18 protein-coding genes and 1 pseudogene are annotated in these 23,885 nt (G+C 69.0%); 15 read left to right on the forward strand and 4 right to left on the reverse strand.

The features are described 5' to 3' along the window. Positions 1-115: 115 nt before the first annotated feature. Positions 116-2,947 carry a glycoside hydrolase family 78 protein gene (locus KUM49_RS33550; RefSeq protein WP_254402186.1) on the reverse strand — a complete coding sequence of 944 codons (2,832 nt, stop codon included), beginning with the start codon at positions 2,945-2,947 and terminating at the stop codon, positions 116-118. A 211-nt stretch (positions 2,948-3,158) separates the two neighbouring features. Here KUM49_RS33550 and KUM49_RS33555 point away from each other — a divergent pair, with 211 nt between their 5' ends. The 14 genes from KUM49_RS33555 to KUM49_RS50380 all read left to right on the forward strand — a co-directional run bounded on the left by KUM49_RS33555 (position 3,159) and on the right by KUM49_RS50380 (position 19,478). Further along, positions 3,159-4,307 carry a LacI family DNA-binding transcriptional regulator gene (locus tag KUM49_RS33555; RefSeq protein ID WP_254402187.1) on the forward strand — a complete coding sequence of 383 codons (1,149 nt, stop codon included), beginning with the start codon at positions 3,159-3,161 and terminating at the stop codon, positions 4,305-4,307. A 392-nt stretch (positions 4,308-4,699) separates the two neighbouring features. Next, positions 4,700-6,226 (forward strand): ABC transporter substrate-binding protein, encoded by a 1,527-nt coding sequence (locus tag KUM49_RS33560; protein ID WP_254402188.1) that lies wholly within the window; start codon positions 4,700-4,702, stop codon positions 6,224-6,226. 43 nt (positions 6,227-6,269) lie between these two features. Further along, positions 6,270-7,196 (forward strand): ABC transporter permease, encoded by a 927-nt coding sequence (locus KUM49_RS33565; protein WP_308406866.1) that lies wholly within the window; start codon positions 6,270-6,272, stop codon positions 7,194-7,196. Beyond that, positions 7,193-8,965: a dipeptide/oligopeptide/nickel ABC transporter permease/ATP-binding protein gene (locus KUM49_RS33570; RefSeq protein ID WP_217240730.1), complete on the forward strand. Its 1,773-nt coding sequence runs from the start codon at positions 7,193-7,195 to the stop codon at positions 8,963-8,965. Before KUM49_RS33565 ends, KUM49_RS33570 begins: the two co-directional genes overlap by 4 nt. Before the next feature lies 1 nt (position 8,966). Continuing rightward, the gene (locus KUM49_RS33575) at positions 8,967-9,809 is read left to right on the forward strand and encodes an ABC transporter ATP-binding protein (protein WP_217240731.1); all 843 of its coding nucleotides are present in this window, start codon (positions 8,967-8,969) and stop codon (positions 9,807-9,809) included. Next, a complete protein-coding gene (locus KUM49_RS33580; RefSeq protein WP_217240732.1) occupies positions 9,806-11,899 on the forward strand; it encodes a PKD domain-containing protein in 2,094 nt (697 codons plus the stop codon). The genes KUM49_RS33575 and KUM49_RS33580 overlap by 4 nt, the downstream gene beginning before the upstream one ends. Positions 11,900-12,196: 297 nt before the next feature. Next, positions 12,197-12,586, forward strand: coding sequence for an N-acetyltransferase family protein (locus KUM49_RS33585; protein WP_308406867.1), 390 nt, complete (start codon positions 12,197-12,199; stop codon positions 12,584-12,586). A 273-nt stretch (positions 12,587-12,859) separates the two neighbouring features. Then, on the forward strand, positions 12,860-13,891 hold the full coding sequence (locus tag KUM49_RS33590; protein ID WP_217240733.1) for a sugar phosphate isomerase/epimerase family protein: 1,032 nt from the start codon (positions 12,860-12,862) through the stop codon (positions 13,889-13,891). Then, positions 13,888-14,796 (forward strand): transketolase, encoded by a 909-nt coding sequence (locus KUM49_RS33595; protein ID WP_308406868.1) that lies wholly within the window; start codon positions 13,888-13,890, stop codon positions 14,794-14,796. The genes KUM49_RS33590 and KUM49_RS33595 overlap by 4 nt, the downstream gene beginning before the upstream one ends. Continuing rightward, entirely contained in the window at positions 14,793-15,746 is a 954-nt protein-coding gene (locus KUM49_RS33600; protein ID WP_217240734.1) for a transketolase family protein, read from the forward strand. The genes KUM49_RS33595 and KUM49_RS33600 overlap by 4 nt, the downstream gene beginning before the upstream one ends. Next, a complete protein-coding gene (locus KUM49_RS33605; protein WP_217240735.1) occupies positions 15,746-17,215 on the forward strand; it encodes an FGGY family carbohydrate kinase in 1,470 nt (489 codons plus the stop codon). The genes KUM49_RS33600 and KUM49_RS33605 overlap by 1 nt, the downstream gene beginning before the upstream one ends. 172 nt (positions 17,216-17,387) lie before the next feature. Continuing rightward, positions 17,388-18,320, forward strand: a complete 933-nt coding sequence (locus KUM49_RS33610) for a sugar-binding transcriptional regulator (protein ID WP_254402189.1) — start codon at positions 17,388-17,390, stop codon at positions 18,318-18,320. Positions 18,321-18,564: 244 nt separating this feature from the next. Then, a complete protein-coding gene (locus tag KUM49_RS33615) occupies positions 18,565-18,711 on the forward strand; it encodes a hypothetical protein (RefSeq protein WP_217240737.1) in 147 nt (48 codons plus the stop codon). 464 nt (positions 18,712-19,175) lie between these two features. Then, positions 19,176-19,478, forward strand: a complete 303-nt coding sequence (locus tag KUM49_RS50380) for a hypothetical protein (RefSeq protein ID WP_308406869.1) — start codon at positions 19,176-19,178, stop codon at positions 19,476-19,478. Between the two features lie 88 nt (positions 19,479-19,566). Here the strand turns inward: KUM49_RS50380 and KUM49_RS33625 are convergent, their stop codons facing one another. Together KUM49_RS33625 and KUM49_RS33630 are read right to left on the reverse strand one after the other, a co-directional pair. Then, positions 19,567-20,016 (reverse strand): hypothetical protein, encoded by a 450-nt coding sequence (locus KUM49_RS33625; protein ID WP_217240738.1) that lies wholly within the window; start codon positions 20,014-20,016, stop codon positions 19,567-19,569. A gap of 119 nt (positions 20,017-20,135) precedes the next feature. After that, complete coding sequence (locus KUM49_RS33630) at positions 20,136-22,772, reverse strand: aminotransferase class I/II-fold pyridoxal phosphate-dependent enzyme (protein ID WP_217240739.1); 2,637 nt, start codon at positions 22,770-22,772, stop codon at positions 20,136-20,138. A 73-nt stretch (positions 22,773-22,845) separates the two neighbouring features. Here KUM49_RS33630 and KUM49_RS49955 point away from each other — a divergent pair. Continuing rightward, positions 22,846-23,052 (forward strand): annotated as a pseudogene (locus KUM49_RS49955) (IS5/IS1182 family transposase); the annotation flags it as partial. A gap of 136 nt (positions 23,053-23,188) precedes the next feature. Here the strand turns inward: KUM49_RS49955 and KUM49_RS33640 are convergent. Then, the coding region (locus KUM49_RS33640; protein WP_217240740.1) for an SDR family NAD(P)-dependent oxidoreductase at positions 23,189-23,885 on the reverse strand (697 nt) is incomplete at its 5' end.

A 23,885-nucleotide genomic window follows, 5' to 3' on the forward strand; every position in this document is an offset into this window, starting at 1 on the left:
CGGCGCACCTGGCCGGGCCTGAACGAACTGCTGCCCTGCTGGGTGCCGTGTTTCATGACCGGCTGCTTTCCTGGTCGTCGGGTGATGCGGGGGCGGGGCTCGCGCAGGAGCGCCGTCAGGCAGGGCGCAGACCGAGGATCGCCTCCAGCCGTCGCTCCAGGGAGGCCAAGCCCGCCAGCGACTCCTGCGGTGTCAGCGCCAGGACCAGTTCGGCGGCGGGTGCGTCGAGATACGCGGCGAGCCGGCCGGCGACCTGCGCCTCCCCTCCGGGAACGACGCCTGTCTCGACGGCGGCTGCAACGACGGCGGCCCAGGTGTCCGGGTCGTCGAGCACGTCCCGGACGGTGGCCGTCGCGTGCTGGGTGGCACCGTCTGCCATCGGATCGGGTATCTCCCAGTGGTGCTCGCCGTGGCCGACGGACTTTGGCTCGGCCGTCCTGGGCAGGTGCACCAGCGCGGTGGCCCCCACCGGAACGCGGACATCGAGCCGGAACGTCCCGCCGGCCCGCTCCCAGGCGACACCGGCCTCGCCGTAGGGGGTGAGGTGGCGCGCCGAGGCGGACGTGAGGTCGGCGGACGGTCGCGGGTGGACGAGGATCTCGCGGTAGCCGGGGGCGGCGGGTGCGAGGCCGGCGACGGTGCGGTGCAGCCAGTCCGCGACGGCGCCGAGCGCGTAGTGGTTGAACGACGTCATGTCACCGGGGTTGATACTGCCGTCGGGGAGCATGCTGTCCCAGCGCTCCCAGATGGTGGTCGCCCCCATGGTGACCGGGTACAGCCAGGACGGGCAGCCGGTCTGCAGCAGCAGCCGGTAGGCGACCTGGGCGTGTCCGGTCGAGGTCAGCGCGTCGGTCACCAGGGGCGTACCGACGAACCCGGTGCTGATGCGGAAGCCGCTCGCGCGTACGAGGTCCGCCAGGCGCCGGCCGGCCCGCTCGCGCTGTTCGGCGCCCGGCAGCAGCGCCCACTCGATGGCCAGGGCGTAGACCGTCTGCGCGTCGGAGAGGACCCGGCCGGCCGGCGTGACGTAGGCACGGGCGAACGCCGCGCGCACCTCGGCCGCCAGGGCGCCGTACCGCTCGGCCTCGTTCTCGCGCCCCAGCACTCGCGCGGCCTCGGCCACGATTTCCGCGGAGCGTGCGAAGTGCGCGGTGGCCACCACGTCGGGGTCGGCCTTGGCCCGGGAGGGGGCCTCCGGTGGAGCCGTGGGGTCGAGCCAGTCGCCGAACTGGAAGCCGCCCGACCACAGCCGGTCCGGGCCGGCGAGGTCCGCGAGCCGGTCGACCCAGGCGCGCATGCTCGGCCACTGCCGCTCCAGGACTTGACGGTCGCCTGTGCGCTGATACAGCGCCCAGGGCACGATCGTCGCGGCGTCGCCCCAGGCTGCCGCGGTCGGCGCGCGGTCGCGCAGCACGTCCGGTACGACGTAGGGCACTGATCCGTCGGGTTGCTGTTCGGCCGCCAGGTCCGCCAGCCACGACCTGAGGAACCCCGCGCTGTCGAAGAGAAAGGTCGCCGTCGGGGCGAACACCTGGATGTCGCCGGTCCAGCCGAGGCGTTCGTCACGCTGCGGGCAGTCGGTGGGTACGTCGACGAAGTTGCCGCGCATGCCCCACACCACGTTCTCGTGGAAGCGGTTGAGCAGTGTGTGGGAGGAGGCGAACCAGCCGGTGCGGCGCAGGTCCGACCCGATCACCACGGTCTCGACGTCCTCGGCACGCAGGCCTGGCACGCCCGAGATCTCCGCGTAGCGGAAGCCGTGGAAGGTGAGGGACGGTTCGAGGATCTCCTCGCCCGTGCCCGCGACGAGGTACGTGTCGGTGGCTTCGGCCGCGCGCAGCGGACGAGTGCCGAGCTCGCCGTCCTCCAGGACCTCAGCATGGCGGACGACGACCTCGGCGCCGGATGCCAGGCCGCGCACCCGCAGCCGTACCCATCCCACGGCGTTCTGTCCGAAGTCGACCAGAGTCCGGCCCGACGGTGACATCCACACCTTCTCGGCCGGAAGGACGCAGCTGACCCGGACGGGCGGTCCTTCCGGGGCAACGAGGCGGGTGAGGTCGCCCGCCACCACCTCGACCGCGCCGGCTGCCGGGCGCCAGCCGGGGCCGCGGCGACGCAGGTCGGTGCGCTGGCCGTCGTAGAGGTCGTCGGCGAGGACCTCGCTCTCCCGAGCCGTCCATGTGCCGTCCGTGGCGAGCACATGGACCTGTCCGTCGGTGGTGGTGACCTCCAGCTGGGCCAGCAGGGCCAGCCGGTCGCCGTACAGGGCACGCTCGCCGTTGAAGCCCAGTCGGCCCCGGTACCAGCCGTTGCCGAGCAGGACCTCCAGCACGTTCTCCCCGCTGCGGACCAGTTCCGTCACGTCGTACGTCTGGTAGCGCAGCCGGTGCTCGTAGGCCGTCCAGCCCGGGGCGAGCACCAGGTCGCCGACGCGCCGGCCGTTGAGCGTGGCGACGTACAGGCCGTGCGCGGTGGCGTAGAGGCGGGCTGTGCGCACCTCGCCCGGCACCTCGAGCGATCCGCTCAGCACCGGAGCGGGCATACGCGTGCCGGCGATGCCGACCGGACTGATGAAGTCCGCCGTCCAGTCGGCCGCGTCAAGGAGGCCGGCCTCCACGACAGCTCGTTCGCTCCATTCGCTCCACCGGTCCCGGCAGGCGACGCGGACCCGCACGGCGGCGTACTCCCGGGAGGCCAGCGGCCGCGCCGGCCAGGGCACCAGGATCTGCTCGGAGCTGTCGGCCCGGAACGTCTCGGTGGTGCCGCCCCGCAGGACCTCGATCTCGTAGGCGGTCTGGCGGTAGTCCGCGTCCGCCTGCGGGACCGACCACGACAGACGGGGAGAGCCCGTGCCGACACCGCGGACCGGTGAGGGATCGGTGAGGTGCTCGAACCGGGGGGCGCAGGGAGCGGCAGCCACGACCATGTAAGTCTCCAGACTCATCGAGCATTGGGTGACCGGGCCCGAGGCGGGCATTGTGTGGCTCCGCTCAGGAACGCCCTCACACACAGGGGAAGGAACCACCTGAGGGGGCCGGCGTTGTGTAACGTTCTACGTCAGGGAGCGTAGGGAGCTGCCTGAATTCATGTCAAGGCAACGGAAGGGACCGATCCATGGGGTACCGATCGGAACGGGCGCTTGTAGCATGGCGCGAATGGACAACAGCGCTGCTGACGCCGATCTGCGGGGCGGCATGACGGCTTCACGCAACGGAGACAAGCGGCCTGTCCGCTCGCGCGGCGATGGCACCGCGCAGTCCTCCGGAGTGCGCCGCGTGACGATCCAGGACGTGGCCCGGGAAGCGCAGGTGTCGGTGTCGGCCGTGTCCAAGGTGCTGCGCGACGCCTACGGCGTCAGCCCGGAGATGCGGATCAAGGTCACCGCGGCGATCGAGAAGCTGGGCTACCGGCCGCAGGCCGGCGCGCGCGCCATGCGGGGCCGCTCCTACACCGTCGGAGTCATGCTCGTGGCGCTGTCCCATCCCTTCCAGCCCGAGATCGTCGAGGGTGTCACGGACGAACTGGAGCCGACGCCCTACCAGGAGATACTCATCACCGGCGGCCTCGCGGCCGAGCGCCAGCAACGCAGCATCGAGGCCCTCGTCGACCGCCAGGTCGACGGCCTCGTCATCATCGCGCCGGAGATGAGCACGGCCTGGCTCGAACGGCTCGGGGCGAGTCTGCCCACGGTGGTGGTCGCGCGCCATGGTGGCGCCACCTCCTTCGACACCGTTGTCGACGACGACCAGGGGGGTGCGCGCCTCATGGTCGACCACCTGGTGAGTCTCGGCCACCGGCGCATCGCACACACCACCCATCCGACGGGGGTCCTGGAACGCCCGCATGTCCTCGCGCACACCGCACGGTGCGACGGGTACATCAGGGCCATGCAGCGCCACGGCCTCGAGCCTGACGTCATCGAGACGAGCTACACGGAGGAGGGCGGCTACCGGGCCGCCACCGAGGCACTGTCCAGGCCGACACCGCCGACCGCGATCTTCGCGGGCGCCGACATCGCTGCGCTGGGCGCCCTGCGGGCAGCGGAGGAACGCGGTCTGCGGGTACCGGAAGATTTGACGGTGACCGGCTACGACAACGTCAACGCCTCCTCGATCGGCCGGGTCTCGCTCACGACGGTGGACCAGTCGGGCCACCTCACGGGCCAAATGAGCACACGGCTTCTCCTGGAGCGGCTCAATGGCCGCACCCAGCCGGTCCACTACGTCGTGGCGCCCCGGCTCGTGCCCCGCGGGACGAGCGCGGCTCCGGCGCGCGACCGTGCCGCACGAGCGGCGCGCTCCTAGCGCGTCCCGTGTTCCTGTCTGCACATCTCCCCTCGCCTTGTGCATCGGTGCACTCTTCTCGCTGACCCGGTGGACTGCCGCGACCCGCGACACATCGCCCCGCGCCCGCTGTCGCAGGCGCCGGAAAAGTCGATCAGGGCGAGACTTGGCTGGTAGTAAGTGGTGTGGCACCGGAGAGTGAAGATCGCGCTACCGGCGCGTTGCCGAACTGTTACACGGCGGGGTTGGCGCGATCTCTTGACTCGTTCTGGCCGTCTCCGTACCTTGCCGCGTAGAACGTTGTACACATCACGTCGTCCAGTTCGCACTGTCTCTCACCGAGCGCTGGACAGATCTGCGTCGGCCCGCATGTAAACAGGCCGCAACTTCATTCGCGTCCGAAGGAGTCCATAATGCGGCGCACCACCCGACCTGCCGCCACGGCAGTCACGATGACCACAGCCCTGGCCGCACTCGTCGCCCTGAGCGGCTGTACCGACGCGAGTTCCACCTCGGGGAACGCCGGCGGCAAGGGCACACTCACGCTCGGCATGACCCAGGACATCCAGGGCTGGGACCCGGTCAACCAGCCCAGCTACCAGGGTTGGGGCGCCTCGGCGGTGTACGACAAGCCCTTCCGGTGTGACGCTCAGGGCAAGCCCCAGCCTGCCGCCGCGAAGACCTGGAAATTCAAGTCGGACAACACCGGCGTGACGATGCACCTACGTCCGGGCATGAAGTTCTCCGACGGAACCCCGGTCAATTCGGCGGCGGTCAAGGCGTCGGTCGAGTACGCGGCGACACACGGCGCCAGCACAGCCCGCTTCGCCGGCATGAAGGTCTCCACGCCGGACAAGCTGACCGCCGTGATCTCCACGAAGCCGAACCCGCTGCTCACCGCACGTCTGTGCGACCTCGCGATAGCCAGTCCGAAGTACCTGGCCTCGGGCAACCGGAACAAGGCTCCGGTCGGCTCGGGCCCGTACACCCTCGACGCATCGGCGACGACCGGTGGCTCGGTCTACACCTTCGTCAAGAACGACGCGTACTGGGACGCCAAGTCGTTCCCGTACAAGAAGCTCGTGCTGAAGGTCATCACCAGCGAGACAGCGACGATCAACGCGCTCAAGACCGGGCAGATCGACGGCTCCCTCATCACGCAGGCGACGTACAGCCAGGCCAAGTCATCCGGACTGAAGATCCAGATGCAGCCGAGCGAGGTGGCCCGGCTCCTGCTGACCGACCACCTGGGCAAGAAGATCCCCGCTCTGGGCAACGTGGACGTCCGCCGCGCGATGAACATGGTGTTCGACAAGGACGCCATGGCGAAGAACCTCTTCCGAGGGCTGGCCACCCCGACCCCGCAGATCTTCCGTCCCGGCTCCGCGGCGTACATCAAGGACCTCAAGGACCCCTACCCCTACGACGTCGAGGCCGCGAAGGCCCTGATGAAGAAGGCGGGATATGCGAACGGCTTCAGCATCGAGATCCCGTACCTGCAGGGGCAGAACCTGGACGCGTTGATGCCGGTCGTCAAGCAGCAGCTGGGCCTGCTGAACATCAAGGTCAAGCAGGTCACCCTGTCCGGCCCGAACGCCATCAGTGAACTGCTCAGCGGCAAGTACCCCATCCCCATGTGGGTGCTCGGGAACTACGGCGAGTCGCGGCTGGACATCGCCGACTACATCCTGCCCGACGGCATCTGGAACGTCATGCACCAGACCGATCCGACAGTGGCCGGGCTCTGGGAAAAGATCCTGACCGACAACCCGCAGCAGTCGGCCAAGGATCAGCAGGCCATCAACCGCTACGTCGTCGACCAGGCCTGGTTCGTCCCGATGGTGTCCACGGGCACCATCTACGCCTACAACTCCAAGCTCAAGGTCCGGAAGTCCACCGACCCGTCCGGCCTGCACCCGCTCCTGTGGGACTTCCAGTAGCCCCACGCATGAACGATTGGAGTGACAGGTGTTGGGTTCTGTGGTGAAGAAGCTGGTCCGCTCACTGACGGTGCTGCTCGTGGTCAGCTTCGCGACGTTCGTCCTGATGTACGGCAACGGGCCGGGGATCGCGCGGGGTGTCCTGGGCACGAGGGCCAGCGAGGCCGACGTCCGGGCGGAGGTGGTCAGACTCGGTCTGGACAAGCCGCTCCTGGTGCAGTACGGCGATTGGCTCAAGGGCGTCGTCACGGGCAACCTCGGCGACTCGTTCTTCACGGGCCAGTCCGTGACCTCGGCCCTCTCCTCCCGGGTACCGGTGACCCTCACCCTGATCGTCCTGTCGCTCCTGCTGACAGCGGTGGCGAGCGTCCTCCTGGGCGTCGCCGCCGCCGTCCGCGGCGGGTGGTTGGACCGGATGGTGCAGTTCCTGTCCGTGCTGGGAGCGGCCGTGCCGGCCTTCATCATCGCGATCGGGCTCGTCTTCGCCTTCGCCGTCTCGGTCCGGCTGCTCCCGGCGACGGGGTACGTCTCACCGGACCAGAGCCTCAGTGGATGGCTCAAGTCGGTCACCCTCCCGGTCATCGCCCTCCTTGTGGGATCCATCGCCAACGCCGCCGCGCAGTTCCGCGGAGCGGTCCTGGACACGCTCTCCCAGGACTTCGTACGGACGCTGCGAGCGCGGGGGATCCCGGAATCGCAGGTCGTCTTCCGGCATGTGCTGCGCAATGCCGCCGGTCCCGGTCTCACCGCCCTGAGCCTGCAGACCCTCGGCCTCATCGGCGGGGCGGTGGTCATCGAGCAGGTGTTCGCTCTGCCTGGCCTGGGCGACCTGAGCAACACCTCGGCGCAGAAGGGAGACGTGCCGCTGGTGATGGGGTGCGTGCTGGTGACGATCGTGGTCGTGCTCGTCGTCAACCTGCTGGGCGACCTCGTCACGGCAGCGGTCAACCCGAAAGCGAGGACGCGATGACCACGACACCCCCGCTGGAGACGGCCGTTCTTGTGCAGGCGGCCGCGAAGAGGCGGTCTCTCTTCCGGCGACTGCTCACCAATCCGCAGGGCGCGGTCTGCCTGGTCTTCCTGCTCTTTGTGGTGTTCCTGGGCCTGTCCTGCTCCTGGCTGGCCCCGCACGGCCCGAACGTGACAGACCTCAGCGCCGTGGACGCGTCCCCGTTCAGTTCCGGGCACCTCCTCGGGGCGGACTCGACGGGGCGGGACATCCTGTCCCGGCTGATGTGGGGAGCCCGCCAGACGCTGCTCGCCTGTGTGGTGGTACTCGTCGTCTCCGTCGTACTCGGAGTGACCAGCGGCCTCGCTGCCGGCTTCTACCGCGGCAGGGTCGACGCGGTGTTGAACTGGGTTTCCGACGTCGTCATGTCGACGCCCGGCGTCATCCTGCTCATCGCGCTGTATGCCCGGACCGGGTCGAACATCGTCGCGGCCATGGCCGTCTACGGCCTCATCGTGGCACCGTCGTACTTCCGGCTGGTCCGGTCCGTCGTCCTCGGAGTCCGCAGCGAGCTGTATGTGGACGCGGCCAAGGTGGTCGGGCTCTCCGATCGGAGGATCGTCGGCCGCCACGTACTGTGGGCCGTTCGCGCGCCCGTCGTCATCCAGAGTTCGTTCGTCCTCGCGGCCGGGATCGCGATGGAAGCCGGCCTGGGCTTCCTCGGTCTGAGCAACCCCGCCAAGGCATCCTGGGGCGGCGTCCTGCAGGAGGCGTTCGGCAACATCTACAACAACAAGGCCGGTGTCCTGTGGCCGGCCCTCCTCATCAGTCTGACCGTCCTGGCGCTCGTCCTGCTCGGCAACGCCCTGCGCGATGTGCTCCAGTCGTCGGCCCACAGCAGGACGCTGTCCCCGCGCCGGCGCCGCGAACTGACCCGGCAGGCACAGGAGCAACGCCAGTCGACCACCACAGACCCCGCAGCCGCACCGGCCGAAGCGGTCCTGTCGATCCGCGGCCTGCGCATCGGCTACCCGGACGGCGAGAACAGCGTCCGCGAGGTCGTGCACGGCGTCGACCTGGACGTACGGCGGGGCGAGATCCACGGCCTGGTGGGCGAGTCAGGCTCCGGCAAGTCCCAGATCGCCTTCTCGACCCTGGGCATCCTGCCCCGCGAGGCGGTCGTCCTCGGCGGCAGCATCGTGCTGGACGGCAAGGACCTGCTGGCCGACGACCAGCAGCTGCGCGCGGCACGCGGCCGGCGCATCGCCTACGTGCCGCAGGAACCCATGTCGAACCTCGACCCCTGCTTCACGGTCGGCGCGCAACTCACCCACGGCCTGCGCGCGGTGAAGAAGATGTCCAAGCAGGAAGCGGAAAGGGAGCTGCTGAGACTGCTCGCACGGGTCGGCATCAAGGATCCCGAACGGGTCTTCCGCCAGTATCCGCACGAGATCTCCGGCGGCATGGCACAGCGCGTGCTCATCTGCGGCGCGGTGGCCTCGAACCCCGACCTGATCGTGGCCGACGAGCCCACCACGGCCCTGGATGTGACCGTGCAGGCCGAGGTACTGGAGCTGCTGCGCGAACTGCGCGACGAACGCGGTCTCGCCGTGATCCTCGTGACCCACAACCTCGGTGTCGTCGCGGACATCTGCGACACGGTCAGCGTCATGCGGGACGGCCGCATCGTGGAACGCAGCGACGTGGCCGCGCTCTTCGAGTCCCCTGCCGAGGACTACACCCGGGAACTGCTCTCGTCGGCACGCCGTGTCGAGATCGCGGAGGTATGAGGTGCCAGAGCCGGTACTGAAGGTCGACAACCTCGTCGTCCGCTACGGCAGCCGGAAGAGTGCCGGGACTACGGTGATCGACGACGTCTCCTTCGATCTGCGCGCCGGGGAGACACTGAGCCTGGTCGGCGAGTCCGGTTCGGGCAAGACGACCATCGGCCGTGCGGTCCTCGGACTCGCGCCGGTCACGGCAGGCTCGATCACCTTCCGCGGCGAGACCATCAGCAACATCTCCCGGGCCCGCCGACGCAAGGTCGCCCGCGACATCCAGGTCATCTTCCAGGACCCCTACTCGTCACTCAACCCGTCCATGCAGGTCGAGGACATCCTCGTCGAACCCCTCGTCGCAGCCGGGGCCGAGGCCGGCCGAACCCGCGTACGGGAACTGCTGGACGCCGTCGGTCTTCCGGCCGACTCCGGCGGGAGGTATCCGCGGGAGTTCTCCGGCGGGCAGCGGCAACGGATCGCGATCGCTCGCGCGCTCGCCCTCGATCCCTCGGTCATCATCTGCGACGAACCCACCAGCGCTCTGGACGTGACCACTCAGGCCCGCGTCCTCACGCTCCTGCAGGACATCCAGCGCCGGACGGGCGTGGCCTACCTGTTCATCAGCCACGACCTGGGCGTCGTGAACGAGGTGAGCGACCGGATCGCCGTCCTCCACCAGGGGCGCATCGCGGAGATCGGCAAGGCACACGACGTCGCGACGAACCCACAGCACCCCTACACCCGCAGGTTGCAGATGGCGGCTCCCGTCGCGGATCCGAAGAAACAACGCATCCGGCGCGCCAAGCGGCTGCAACTCGACACCGCAGAGCTTTCCGACCTCAAGGGGAACTCATGAAGACACACGGAACGGCCGGTGACGACAGGTCGCACGGTTCCCCGGCAGGGGCATGGTCAAGACGCCATTTCGTCCGCAACGCGACAGCCGGCGCCGTGGTGGTGCTGGGCGCGTCGTCGATCCAGGTCCCCAGCGCCGCGGCCGCATCCCGGCCGCAGTGCACGGCGCGCGTCACCGGCGGGCCGATATGGGTCACACCCGACTGCGACGACCCCCTGTACAACCAACCTGTGATCGACAGCGAGGCGAACCTCACCACACCGGTGCCGCACCGCAAGGTCTCGGGCCACTTCGCGGGCACTGACAAGAAGTTCACCCTCTGCCTCCCCTTGAAGCGGCAGTGGCAGGGCCGCTTCTTCCACAAGGTGTATCCGCTGCAGGACGAGAACCCAGCCGCCGAGGACATCGCCTTCGGAGTGGACAGCGGCGCCTACGTCGTGCAGACGAACGGCGGCATCGGCTACCGCGTGGACGCGGCCACGGCCAAGTTCTCCCGGACGTACGCGGCGCGGTACTACGGCTCGAAGCGACGTATCCACGGCTACGTCTACGGCGGCAGCGGAGGCTCCTACCAGACCATCGGCGCCATCGAGAACACCTCGGGCGTGTGGGACGGCGCGGTGCCCTTCATCCCCGGCACGCCGGCCGCCGTCCCCAATAGCTTCACCGTCCGCGCCCTGGCCCGGCTCGTCCTGCGCGACAAGGCACCTCTGATCGCCGACTCGGTGGCACCCGGGGGCAGCGGCGACCCGTACGCACACCTCAACCAGGTGGAGCGGGCCATGCTGCGAGAAGCCACGCGAATGGGTGTTCCGCTCCGGGCCTGGGAGGACTATCGCTACGTGCTGGGGCTGACCGCCCCCGACGGCCTCCTCGGGTTCACGGCCCTCGTGCGCAGTATGGATCCCACCTACGCGGACGATTTCTGGGGCACGCCGGGCTACCTCGGCACCGAGCAGTCGCCCCTCGGCGATCTGATCCGTGCCGCGCGAATCGACCATCAGACCACGGTCAAGCAGATCAACCGGGACACCCAGAACAAGCCGACGAGCCTTGTCCTCGACACCGCGCCGTCCCAGCCGGACACAACGGGACTGGATTTCAGCGCCTACGAAAGCGACGGCACGACGGTCATCGGAACGCTGTCGGGTTCATTCGACCCGACCACGCGGGTCCTCACCCTCGACAGCGGGAACAACGCCGGGGTGCTGGCCGCCCTCGGTACCGGCGACAAGCTGCACATGGGCAACCGATGGTCCCTCGCCTTCCGCGCCTACCACCGCTACCAGGTTCCGACCCGTCCCGGCTTCTACGCCTGGGACCAGTACCGGGGATCCGACGGGCAGCCCCTCTACCCGCAGCGCAAGGTCCAAGTCGGCCCCGCCATCTCCGCGTCCACCAGCGGCGGCGGCACGCACACGGGCAGGATCAACGGCAAGGTCATCGTCGTCGCCAACCTCCTCGACACCGACGCCTACCCCTGGCCCGCCGACTGGTACCGCGCGCGGGTCAAGGAAGCCCTCGGCGAGGGATACGACGACAGCTTCCGCCTCTGGTTCAACGACAACGCCGACCACCTCGAAGGCCCCGTCACCGGCGCCCGCGCGGCCCGGCTCGTCGAGTTCACCGGCATCCTGCAGCAAGCGCTACGCGACCTGAGCAGCTGGGTGGAGAAGGGTGTGGCACCGGCGCGCTCGACTCCCTATGCCGTGGAGGACAGCCAGGTCGAGGTGCCAGGAAATGCCACGGCTCGCCGGGGAATCCAGCCCGTCGTCGATCTGACCGTCGACGGCACCGACAGGATCGATGTGGCCGTCGGCCGGTCCGTCACCTTCAAGGCCAGGATCGAGGTCCCGCCCGCCGCCGGCCGCATTGTGACGACGGAATGGGACTTCGCCGGCACCGGCACCTTCACGCCCAAGTCCTTCGGGCTGTCTCGCCGAACCGTCGAGGTGAGCCAGACGTTCACCTACTCCAAGCCGGGCACGTACTTCCCGGTGCTGAGGGTGGCGGCGCAACGGCAAGGCGACACCGCAACCCCCTTCGCCCAGGTGGCGAACCTCGGCCGGGTGCGCGTCGTCGTCCACTAGAGATCCCCTTTCGCCTCCACCAGGTCCTGCGCACAAGATGCGTCCGGTTGCGGCACGTCAGTCTGAGGCCAGCTGGGACAGATCTCGGCGAGTTTGTCCGCGAGGGCCGGCTCCGCCGCGGACGTGCAGGCCAACGCCGGCGCGGGACGTCCTCTACGTCGCGTCGGGAGCTGTTGAGGGGGCGGCTTCCGACCGGCTTTGCCTGCGGAGCCGACGCTGAACAGACGAGAGGAGAGTTCCGCGTGGCAGATCGTGAAGTCATCCTCCGGCCAGAACGTGCCGGAGGACTTGGCCGGGGTGGCGGACATCTATGTCCACTACGTCCTGAACACGGTGGCTACATTCGAAGTCGAGCCCCCCTCGGCCGAGCGTTGGCTGCAACGGTTCGAGGACCTCGGCGCTCGGGGGCTGCCTTTCCTGGTGGTGGTCGCGGCGGATGAGGTGGCGGGTTACTCCTATGCCGCGCCGTGGCGCCCCAAGCCCAGCAACCGGCACGTGGCAGAGGACGCCGTCTACCTCTCGCCGAAGTACGTCGGCCGCGGCCTGGGCACGAAACTGCTGGAAGCACTGGTGAAAGCCTCCGCCGGGTGCGGCCTGCGCCAGATGATCGCGGTGATCGCCGACACCGGGGACGATGCCTCACCGCCCTGCATCGCCGCTTCGGCTTCCAGCACGTGGGCCGACTGACTGCCGTCGGTCACAAGGACGGCCGTTGGCTGGACACCATCCTCATGCAGCGCGACCTCATCACCGACGCGACCCCATGACCGCGGCGGCGAGGCCGCGGGGCAATGACGCACAGACAGATGATGAGTACCCGGTCCTGGCCTCCAGTGTCGGCGTAGCTCAGGTTCGGCATTCCGGCAGCCTGCGGCCGTACGCCGCCCCCCTTACAGCCTCCTGCGACTGCGCCGACGCAAGCCCTTGACACATCGCTGGCTCATTCCTAGCGTGATGTGCATGCCTACTCATAGTCGAATAGACATTCAAAATCGGCGTGAGCCGATCTACGGCGCAGGCGTCTGGCACTTCGCCACCTACGTCGACCGCTACGCCACGGACGGATACGGCGGCCCGCGCACCGTCCTCGAAGCCATCAAGCTGGCCGGAGCGGTCGATGGCCTGTCCGTCCTCGACCTGAACTGGCCCTTCCCTCCCGGCGACATCAGCACGGCCGAAGTACGCGCCGCGCTGGCCGAGCAGCAACTGCGCGCCATCGCGGTGACGCCGGAGTTCTACACCGGCAAGTTCGCCAAGGGCGGTTTCACCAACCCCGATCCCGCCGTCCGCCGGAAGGCCATCGACCTGGTCGCAGCGTCCGCCGAGGTCGGTCGCGAACTCGGCGTGGACTACGTCAAGATCTGGCCGGGACAGGACGGCTACGACTATCCCTTCCAGGCCGACTACACCGACCTGTGGGCCAAGTCGGTGGACGCGCTGCGCGAGCTCGCCCAGTCGTTCCCGGACCTGAAGTTCGCGATCGAGTACAAGCCGCGTGAGCCGCGCAACCGGATGGTCTTCTCCTCCGTGGCACGCACCCTGCTCGCGATCCAGGACATGGGCGTGGACAACGTCGGTGTCCTGCTGGACTTCGGCCACTCCCTGTACGGCGGCGAGACCCCGGCCGAGGCAGCACGGATGGCGATCGCTCGCAACAAGCTGTTCGCCATCGACGTCAACGACAACTTCCGCGGCTGGGACGACGACATGGTCGTCGGCTCGGTGCACCTGCTGGAGACCTTCGAGTTCTTCTTCGCGCTGCACGACGCCGGCTGGCAGGGCGTCTGGCAGCTGGATCAGTTCCCCTTCCGCGAGGACCCGGTCGAGGCCGCACGCACCGGCATCCGGACCATGCGCGCCTTCCACCAGGCGCTGGGCTACCTCGACCGGGACGAACTGGCCGCCGCCCAGTCGGCGCAGGACGCCCTGGGCGCGCAGCGCATCGCGAAGCGGGCGCTGTTTCGTGCGCTCGCGGAAAGTGAATCCGAGTGACCACCACCCTGGAAACCATGGCTCCGCTGCGGCCCGACGAGGACGCTGCCCGGATGTACCACCAGCGCAGCGCCCAGTTGCGGGCGGCATCGCCGACCGAGGCCGCCCGGGCCCTCGCCGAGATCTCGACCTCCGTCCGCCGTGACATCCTCACCACGATCCAGTCGGCGGGCATGGGCCACGTCGGCGGTGACCTGTCCGTGACCGATCTGCTGGTCACGGCTCTGTGGGGGACCTTGCGGATGCATCCGTCCGAGCCCGAGCATCCCCAGCGCGACCGCTTCGTCCTGAGCAAGGGGCACTGTGCCGCGGCGCTGTACTCGACGTTGGCCTCCTGTGGGTTCTTCCCGCGGGCCCGCCTCAGCGAGTTCATGGCCCCGCTGTCGCCGCTCAACGGTCATCCCGCCCGGCTGAAGGTCCCCGGTGTGGAGACCAACACCGGTCCGCTCGGACACGGCTTCCCGGTCGCCACTGGTATCGCACTCGGAGCGCGACTGCGCGGCCAGACGTGGCGGACCATCGTCGTGCTGGGCGACGGAGAGATCCAGGAAGGCAGCAACTGGGAGGCCGCGATGACAGCCGCCCACTACGAACTGGCCGACCTGACGGCTGTGGTGGACCGCAACCGGCTGCAGCAGGGCGCCCGTACCGAGGACACCAAGTCCCTGGAGCCGCTGGACGCGAAGTGGGCCAGCTTCGGGTGGGAGGTCCGTGTCATCGACGGCCACGACCACGAGGCGATCAAACAGGCGTACGCGCCGTCGACCACGGGTCGCCCGGTCGCGGTGATCGCCAACACCGTCAAGGGCAAGGGTGTCTCGTTCATGGAAGACCGCGTCGAGTGGCACCACAAGGTGCCCACCGATGAACAGGTCCGACTCGCGCTCGAGGAGCTGAACCGATGACCGCCGTGGCCGCGCAGACCCCCACGTTCGACTGCCGGGCGGACTTCGCCGACGAGCTTGCCGTACTGGCCCGCGCCGATGAGCGGATCGTGGCGGTGTGCAATGACTCGGTGGGCTCCAGCAACCTCGTCCAGTTCCGTGAGGAGTTCCCCATCCGGCTGGTCAACGTGGGCATCGCGGAGCAGGACATGGTCGGTGTGGCGGCCGGCCTCGCCAACGCCGGGTTCGTTCCGTTCGTGTCCGCCGCGACGCCCTTTCTGACGGGGCGTGCGCTGGAACAGATCAAGGCTGACATCGCCTACACCTACCGGCATGTCGTGCTGTGCGGGCAGAGCCCCGGCATGGCCTACGGCGAGCTCGGCCCCACCCATCACGGCATCGAGGACCTCTCCTGGATGCGTGCGATACCCGGTCTGGAGATCATCGTTCCCGCGGATCCTGCGGAGACCCGCAGCGCGGTGCGCTGGGCCGCCGCATCGGGCAAGCCGACCTACATCCGCGTTCCCCGGTTCAAGGTCCCCGCTGTCACTCCCGAGGGCACGCCGTTCGAAGCCGGCCGGGCCGCCTGTCTCGCCGACGGCACCGATGTCACCCTGATCGCCGTGGGCACGATGGTCTCGCGTGCGCTGCAGGCAGCCGAAATCCTCGGGCGGCAGGGGGTCTCGGCCCGCGTGCTCAACATGACGTTCGTCGAGCCACTCGACGTGGCTTCCGTGGTGGCCGCCGCCCGGGAGACCACTGCCATCGTCACCGCGGAGGAAGGGCTCCTCTCCGGTGGTCTGGGAGCCGCGGTCGCCAAGGTCGTGGCCGAGCACGACCCTGTCCCGGTGCGCATGTTGGGCGTGCCCACCTTCGCCCCGACCGGCAGCGCGTCCTTCCTTCTCGACCATTTCGGCCTGAACGCCGAAGGCATCGCCGCCGCCGCGCGCGAGGCCCTTGGACGGGCCTGATGAAGCCGCACGTTCTCGCCATCGATCAGGGCACCAGCTCGACCAAGGTGCTGCTCCTGGACGCCGCCGGCGAGGTCGTCTCCCGGGCGAGCGCGCCCCTGTCGCAGTCCCACCCGGGCCCCGGCCTGGTGGAGCAGGACGCTCTGGCGCTCCTGGGCAGTGTGCGCACTGCGGTCGCCGACTGCATGAAGGCCGCTGACCCGCGCTCCGTGGCCGGCGTGGCGCTGAGCACCCAGCGTGAGTCGGTTGTCCTGTGGGACGCGGTGACCGGCCGGCCCGTCGCTCCTTTGGTCAGCTGGCAGGACCAGCGTGGATCCGAACGCGCCGACCGCCTCGCCCGCGCAGGGATGGGCGAGGCGGTCAGGCGACGCACTGGTCTTCCGCTCGACCCGATGTTCTCGGCCCTGAAAATGGGAGCACTCCTCGACCAGCACGATCCTTCCCGCGCACTCAGCGGCGCCGGCCGCCTACGGCTGGGCACCGTGGACGCGTATCTCCTGCACGCGCTGACCGGGGAGCTGGTCACCGAGGTCGGCAACGCTTCCCGAACCCAACTGGTCAACCTCACGACAGGTGAGTGGGACGACGAACTGCTCGGCCTGTTCGACGTTCCGCGCCCGGCTCTGAGCCGGATCGTCGCGTCCAACGGGCCCTTCGGCGGACTGCGCGGACTCGCCCCGCTGCTCGACGGCACCCCGGTGCTCGCGGTCATGGGTGACTCGCACGCCGCGTTGTTCGCCCACGCCGGCTGGCGGCCGGGCATCGTCAAGGTCACCTACGGCACCGGCTCGTCCGTCATGACGATTACGGACTCGACCGAACCGGTGGAGCAGGTGTGCAGCACGATCGCCTGGTCCACCGGCCGGCCGGCCTTCGCCCACGAGGCCAACATCCGCTCCGCCGGGCGTACCGTCACATGGCTGGCACAGCTGCTCAATACCTCCCCCGACGAGCTCATCCGGCTCGCGGCCGGCGCGGACGCGGGCGGTGTGACGCTGGTCCCGGCGTTCGGCGGCATCGGAGCGCCCTGGTGGGACGCCGACGCCATACCCGTACTCGCCGGATTCGGCCTGGGCAGTGGCCGTGCCCATCTGGCGCGCGCCGCGCTGGAATCGGTCGCCTACCAGGTGGCGGACGTCCTCGCCGTGCTGCCCGGCCTGCATCAGGTCGTCGCCGACGGAGGCCTGAGCCGCAGCGACGCGCTCATGCAACTGCAGGCCGACGTCGCAGACGTGGCTGTGGCACGCGCCCGGCACCACGAACTCTCCGCCGCGGGAGCCGCCCAGCTGGCTGGACTCGAGCTGGGCCTGTGGATGACAGGTGACTTGGAGGAGCGCGCGGACAGCGATATGAAGATCTTCACCTCCGGTTGGGACGACGCACAGCGCCGCAGCGCGGTCGCACGATGGCACCGGTGTCTTGAGACCGCGCGCGGCCTCGGGAAGGGCGGTGGCCACGGGCCGTCATGAATACAGCTGAGCTGCGAGGCCAGAGCTGGGGGGCTGAAGCACGTTCCGCCACGTGGTCCGACGATAGTGTGTTCGGCGGCGATGATGTGCGGCCCGGCGCCGGCCTGGCCGCCAGAGCGAGGAGGAGGGTGGCACGATGGCGGCAGCGTCATCCACTCCCAGCCCTGACCACATGCGGCTGCTGGTCAAGGTGGCTCGCATGTACCACGAGCGCGGCCTGCGGCAACCCGAGATCGCGGCGCGTCTCAGCATGTCCCAGCCCCGGGTCTCGCGTCTGCTGAAGGAGGCGGTCGATCGCGGTGTCGTGCGCACCGTGGTGATCTCCCCGGACGGCGTACACGCCGAACTCGAAGAAGCCCTCGCGGAACGGTACGGGTTGCGTGACGTGGTCGTGGTGGAGGTGGAAGGCGCGGGACTGGATGTGATCCCCGCTCTGGCCGCGGCAACCGCCACCTATCTCGACGCCACACTCAAAGGAGGAGACGTCATCGGCATCTCCTCCTGGAGCGCCACCCTCCTGGAATCCGTCAAGGTCATGCGTGCCCAGACGCCGTCCACGGCACAGGAAGTCGTGCAGATGGTCGGCGGGTCCGGCAGCCCGGAAGTACAGCTGCACGCCACCCGGCTGACCAGCCGTCTGGCGGAACTCACCGGAGCGCGCCCGGTGTTCGCTCCGTCCGCCGCGCTGGTCGGCAGCAGGGAACTGCGAGACCTGCTGTCGCGGGAACCGGCGATGGCGGAGGTCATGCAGGCGTGGTCCCGCGTCACCCTGGCCGTCCTCGGTATCGGCCCGATCGAGCCGTCGCCGTTGCTGCGCCTTTCAGGCAACGCCATTACCTCAGAGGACCAACAGCAACTCAAACGACTAGGTGCCGTCGGTGACGTCTGCGCCCGCTATTTCGACGCGGATGGAGTTGCCGTCGACGCGCCGTTCAACGACCGCATCATCGGCATCGAACCGGACCGGCTGCGTGCGGTGGAACGACGGATAGGCATCGCCGGCGGGACCCACAAGATCGCAGCGGTCCGGGGGGCAGCCCGTGGCGGGTGGATCAACATTCTGATCACCGATGCCGAGGTGGCGCGGGCCCTCCTGGCGGATTGACAACACGTGTGGGGGTCCGGTGACTCACGGGTTCACCTTGTGCGTGCGGTTGTGGCCGTTGCCGTGGAGACAGGGGGTCAGAGGCGGCCGAGCGGATGGTCCGAACCGCCATCGAGGAGAAGGCCCGGGGCCTGGGTTCCATCCGCGCTGAGCCAGCGGTCGCACTGGGTTGTGCCGAAGGCTCCGTAGGGGTAGTGCCGGGGACCGGGGCGACCCTCAGCCGCCGAGTCCGTCCACCGCCCAGGTGTACGCGGCGAGCGCCGCGCGGAGACTGAGACGTCCCGCGCCCGAGCTGCAGCTCCTCCAGCTCGTCGTCGGTGAGGTCGTCGACCCAGGCCTCCATCCGCTGCTGCTCGGCCTCTTCCTTGTTGCGCAACTGCTGCTCGTATAGTCGAGTTCGTCCTCGTCCCGGATCCAGTGGCGCACGGCTGCGTCCTGCTCGCGCCGCGCCTGGGCCTCCTCGACGACGCCGTAGGGTCCGGAGTCGGCGGCGTAGCCGCAGGGCTGGCCGCCTTGTTCTGGTTGAACGCCAACCCGTACTGCAGCAACCGACCAGAGACAGGCGCCCGCCGGGACGTCGCAGCCCCGGAACGCCGGTGACCCGCGCGCCGGTCGGCGGGGACAGGCCGTGGCTGGCCCGGGGTGGCGTCACCGGCCGCCGGTCTTGCGGAGGAGGACCTTGAGGGCTTCGCGTGCATCCCGGCGACGCTGGGATCGCGGGCCAGCGATGCGGTCAGCGCGACCGCGGCGATGGTGCCGGTGTACACCGCGGCGGCGACGCCGGCAGGCAGCAGGGCGCCGTTGAGAAGCTGAGGCAGGGCGGACATGGGCAGGCACCTTCCGAGATGGGCCCGCGTGGCGGGCTGGGTGGTGCTGCCCATGGCCACCCGCGCCAAGAACCAGGGCATGGCCGACGTCTCCATCGCCATCGCCGGCGCCACCGGGGGCTTCAGCTCCGGCCTCGTCGTCTCCGCCTCCGGCTACCCCGTCCTCGCCCTGACCGGCGGCATCCGCTCGCCGTCCTCCCCGCGATCGCCCCCAGTGCGAGCAGCCGGTGACCCGGCCGGCCCCGTCGGGGGAAGCCGGCCGCCCTCACCGTCGACGGCACCGGACACCGTCGTCCACGTCTTCGCCAGAACCTCATCCGCCCGATGCTGAACTCGACAGAGACCGCCAACCCGTCCTCGGCGGCCTCCAGCCAATGGAGGCGGTGCGGTGGATCAGCTGCGGTGCCACGCCGGTGCGGTCACTTCCAGCCGCTGTCCGATGGCGCCGTCGCTGTCGGCTCCGTTTCTTGGGCGGCCGCTTGCTTGTGCTCGATGAGGGCCGTGGTACCGGCTACCACCGCAGAAAGAGCCACGGCGGCGGACAGCATGGTCGACTTACGGCTGACGTCGCCCCGCAGGCCCGCGGCCAGGAAAGCGGCGGCATCGACCGAGTCCATGACGATGTTCACCGCAAGAAAATGCTGCTGCTGGGGCCGGGTGAAACTGTCCATCCGTTGCAGTCCAAGCCCGAGAGCAGCGTTGCGGATCGCGAACATCCGCGAATAAGGGATAGCGGGGGTACCGCTAGCCGTGAGCTGGAAAAACTGCGCGGCCAGCCGCGGGGTGAACAAGTGGGTGGCCGCGACGATGAAGCGCCCGGTCGTCAGCGCCCTGCGGGAAGGAACCAGGTGGAGGGGGAATTTGGACATGGAGAATCCTTTCAATCCGGAACGGGCGGGTCAGTTGTTCAGGAGGTGGCGGGTCAGGAATTCGACCTGGTCCGCAACGACGGCGTCGAACGCCGGCAGGCCGCTCATCCTGGGACGCTTCAGCGCGAGTGGGGGCGGGCGAGGCCCGAAGCGGCGTCGAGGCTGTCGATGGCGGTTCGGGCCTCGGACACCGCGGCGGCGATCGCGGCGGCGGCCTGCCCGGCTTGTTCGGGCGTGTGGGACGGCATGACCTGTAGGCGCAGTCTGGCGGAGCCGCTTGGCACCACGGGGTATTCGACGACCATGGCTGCCACTCCGCGCGGGCGCAGATTGCGGTGTGTGAGGCGTGCTACGCGTTCGTCGCCGATGACGGCGGGAACGATCGGACCCGGGCTGCCCAGGCAGGCCAGTCCGTGGTCGGCCAGAGCTTCACGCAGTGCCGACGCGGCGCCGAGTGTCTGCCGGCGCAGCCGTGCTCCTTCCGGGGACATCGCGATCCGCAATGCGGCGTTGGCTGCCGCGGCCTGGGCGGGCGACAAGGCGTTGGAGAAGACGTGCGAGGTGGCGTAGGTCTCGATGTAGCTTCGGACGGCGGGCGAGGCAGTGGCCACAAAGCCTCCGTTGGAGGCGAAGGTCTTGGAGAAGCTGCCCATCACCAGGTCGACTTGGCCGGCGAGCTGTTGGATCCCGATCTGGCCCTGCCCTCCGGGGCCGGTGGATCCGAGGTCGTGGGCGACGTCGACGAGGAGGGTCGCCTCGTACTCGTGGCAGATGTCCTGGAGCCGGGCGAGGTCGGGGCTGTCGGCGTCCATGGAGAAGAGGCCTTCGGTGACGACCAGAATGGCGTGGTGGGGATTCCGGTCGCGCAGTTCGCGGAGTACGGCGTGGACGGCTTCGTTGTCCAGGTGCGGCACCCGGTGGACGTTGCGCGAGGCGGCGTGGGCCCCCTGGGAGAGGCTGGCGTGGGCATAGTGGTCCATGACCACGTGGTCGTAGTGGCGGACCAGGGCGTTGATCGCTCCGTACGCGGCGGCCCAGCCGGTCGGGAAGAGGACGACATGGTCCGTTTCCACGAGTTCGGCGATGCTCTGTTCAAGGCGCCGGGAATGGACGGTGTTGCCGATGGCCGCTGCCGAACCGGCGCTGTGCACACCGAACTCAGCGATGGCGGCGGTCGCCGCCTCGACCACCTCGGGGTGGTTGCTCAGCCCCAGGTAATCCTGGGAGGCGAAGTTGATCCCCTCCAGAACCCGCCCACCGGCATCGAGGAGCTGGGTCGTGGACAGCGGCGCAGCGGCAAGGGTCCTGGAGTACAGCCACGTCTCCGATTCGACGCGGGCGCTGTACCAGCGGTGGAACGGCTCCACCCGCTCCAGTAGTCGGCTGCCGGCCGGGGAGGCGAAGCTGCGCACCGTGTGAGTGAGTGCCAGGTGCTCGTCCTCCGCCGTGTCCTGTGCGGCGAACGGGTTGCTGTCGGACGCCACGGTCGGTTCGTCCGCCGGAGGGGCGACGCTGGAGTTCGAGGACAGGATGCGCTGCATGCTGTCGACGGAGAAGACGGCGTCGGGGTCGACCGTGTCGCTGAACACTCCGAGGAGCGTGCTGGCGTGGCGCAGGTCGGCGCTCACCGCGCGGAACAGGTTGACCTCAGAGGCCTCCGCTGCCCGCATCTCGGCCTGGGAACAGACGAAGTCGTAGTACTTCCAGCTGTCGAGGTGACGGCGCTCGCGGTAGTCCGACAGCGACCTCGTGAGGTCGTCTCCGGCGGCGAGGGCGGGGCCAATGGTCTGGGCGAGCAGTTCGGCGTCCCTGAGGGCGTGCGTCATACCGCTGGCGGTGGCTTGGTCCTTGAACGATGCCGCATCGCCGACCAGAGCCCAGCCGTCGCCGGACACCTCGCGGATGAAGGGGGTCTGGTCGTTGGTCATGAAGAATCCGCAGACGCGTGTCGCGCCGTCGACCAGGGCCGCCATGTCTGGGCTGACGTAGTCCAACGCCTGGGCGAAATGGGCCGCGCTGTCCTGCCGGAAGGCCTGGTACCAGTCACTGGGGCCGTAGACCAACGCCATCGTCTGGCCGCCGCTGGTCGGGCTTAAAGCCATACCGAGACGCCCCCGGCGCCGGAGCGTGGGAACCTTCAGAAGGTGGCTGTCGAGGTATGTGTAGCAGGCGAAGGATCCGTTCCGCCGCACGTCCTTGCGCGCGGCGCCTGCCAGCCGTGCCACGTGCGAGCGGCGGCCGTCGGCGCCCACGACGATCCTGGCCCGCTCGGTCGTCTCGGGCCCGTCGGGGCTCGACCGCCACCGCACGCCCACCACCCGGCCGTCCTCCTCGACCAGTTCGGTCATCCGCGCGCCCTGCCGGACCTCGACGCCGCACTCAGCCGCGTACGCGAGCAGCAGGTCGTCAAGCATGTCGCGGCGGGCGGAGAATGAGGCGTTGACGACGTCCTTGTCGTCCCCGTGCAAGCTGCGGAATCGGTTACGCAGGTCCTCCTCCGCCACTCCGGAGCGGATGCTGACGCCTTCGATCACCAGGTCCACCTCCTCGAAGAAGGGGGCCACCGGGACGAGGCGGTCCAGGACGCCGAGTCGAGCCAGGTAGCTGGCGCCGCGGGGCCACATGAAGTGCGTCGAAAGCACGTCCTTGGGAAAAGTGTCCTTCTCCAGGAGGAGGACACTTCGCCCTTGTTTGCTGAGATGAGCTGCCGTGGCGGCGCCCGCCAGGCGCCCGCCCACCACTACGACGTCATACATGATGCTCCTTCAACATGCCTGGTTTATCTGCTTGCTCAAGTACGTTGATCAACAATGACGCCGGTACGCGGTCCGCGCCGGCATCGAAGCCACCCCCTCCCAGAACGTCCGCGCCTACGGCCGGCGCCGAACCCGCTACCGAGGCCCACCGAAAACGCACATCGGGCACCTCCTGACCGCACCGATCTGCAACGTCACCCGCATCGCCGACTGGATCGCCGAACCGACCCCCCGACGGGCACCAAGCCACTTCCACGCCCTCTGCACCGCCCACGGCTGACCCCGGCAAGATCACCAACAGAGTCACGGCATTGGCCCCAGGTCGAAACGGCTGCTTGCCTGCGGCTTCGCGGGAGACGGGAGCCCACTCGGCCCACTCGGTGAGGTGTTGCCGGGGGAAGGGTTTTCCCTGGGGTTCAGAGCTCGGCGACGGTGCGTCGCAGGAAGCCCGGCGCGATGCGCAGCATGGCGGGCATGACTTTCGTCTGACCGGGGAATGCCATGTTCCGCCTCCGCCGAAGAGCCTTCATCGTGACCGCCGCCACCTGCTCGGGAGTCAGTTTCTTCCCCGTGGCTTCGGCGTTCATGGGCGTGTCCGTGGACGGTGGGAGGACCTCGAGGACATGGGTGCCCTGCGGGGCGAGTTGACGGCGCAAGCCATCCGCAAAGCCGTGCAGGCCGGCCTTCACCGCGCCGTGGGTAGGCGCGCGAGTGGGCGAGACCAGAGCGAACCCCGAGGTGATGAGTACGATCGCGTCGGGCTCTGGCCACCGCTCGAGCACTTCACCCGTCAAGTGGATGGGGGCGGTGAGGTTCAACGCCACCTCGGCATCGAGCGTCGCATTCGGGTTCTTGCCGGCGGCATAGTCTCGTTCCTCGAACGTACCGGCATTGTTGACCAGCACGTCCAGACGCCCGAAGCGATCAGCGACTGCTTGCAGCAGCGCTGCCCGATCAGCCGCGTTCGTCACATCAGCCCGCACGGCCAGCGCCTGCGGGTGGGCCTGCGCGAATCGGTCAAGCGCAGCCTGCGAACGTCCGCAAACGACGACAGACGCCCCGAGCTCCACGAAGGATTGCGCGAGGCTCAAGCCGATGCCTGAGGTTCCGCCA

Origin of the sequence: Streptomyces sp. AC555_RSS877, assembly GCF_019049245.1 — a bacterium.
In the GTDB taxonomy this organism is placed as follows: Bacteria; Actinomycetota; Actinomycetes; order Streptomycetales; family Streptomycetaceae; genus Streptomyces.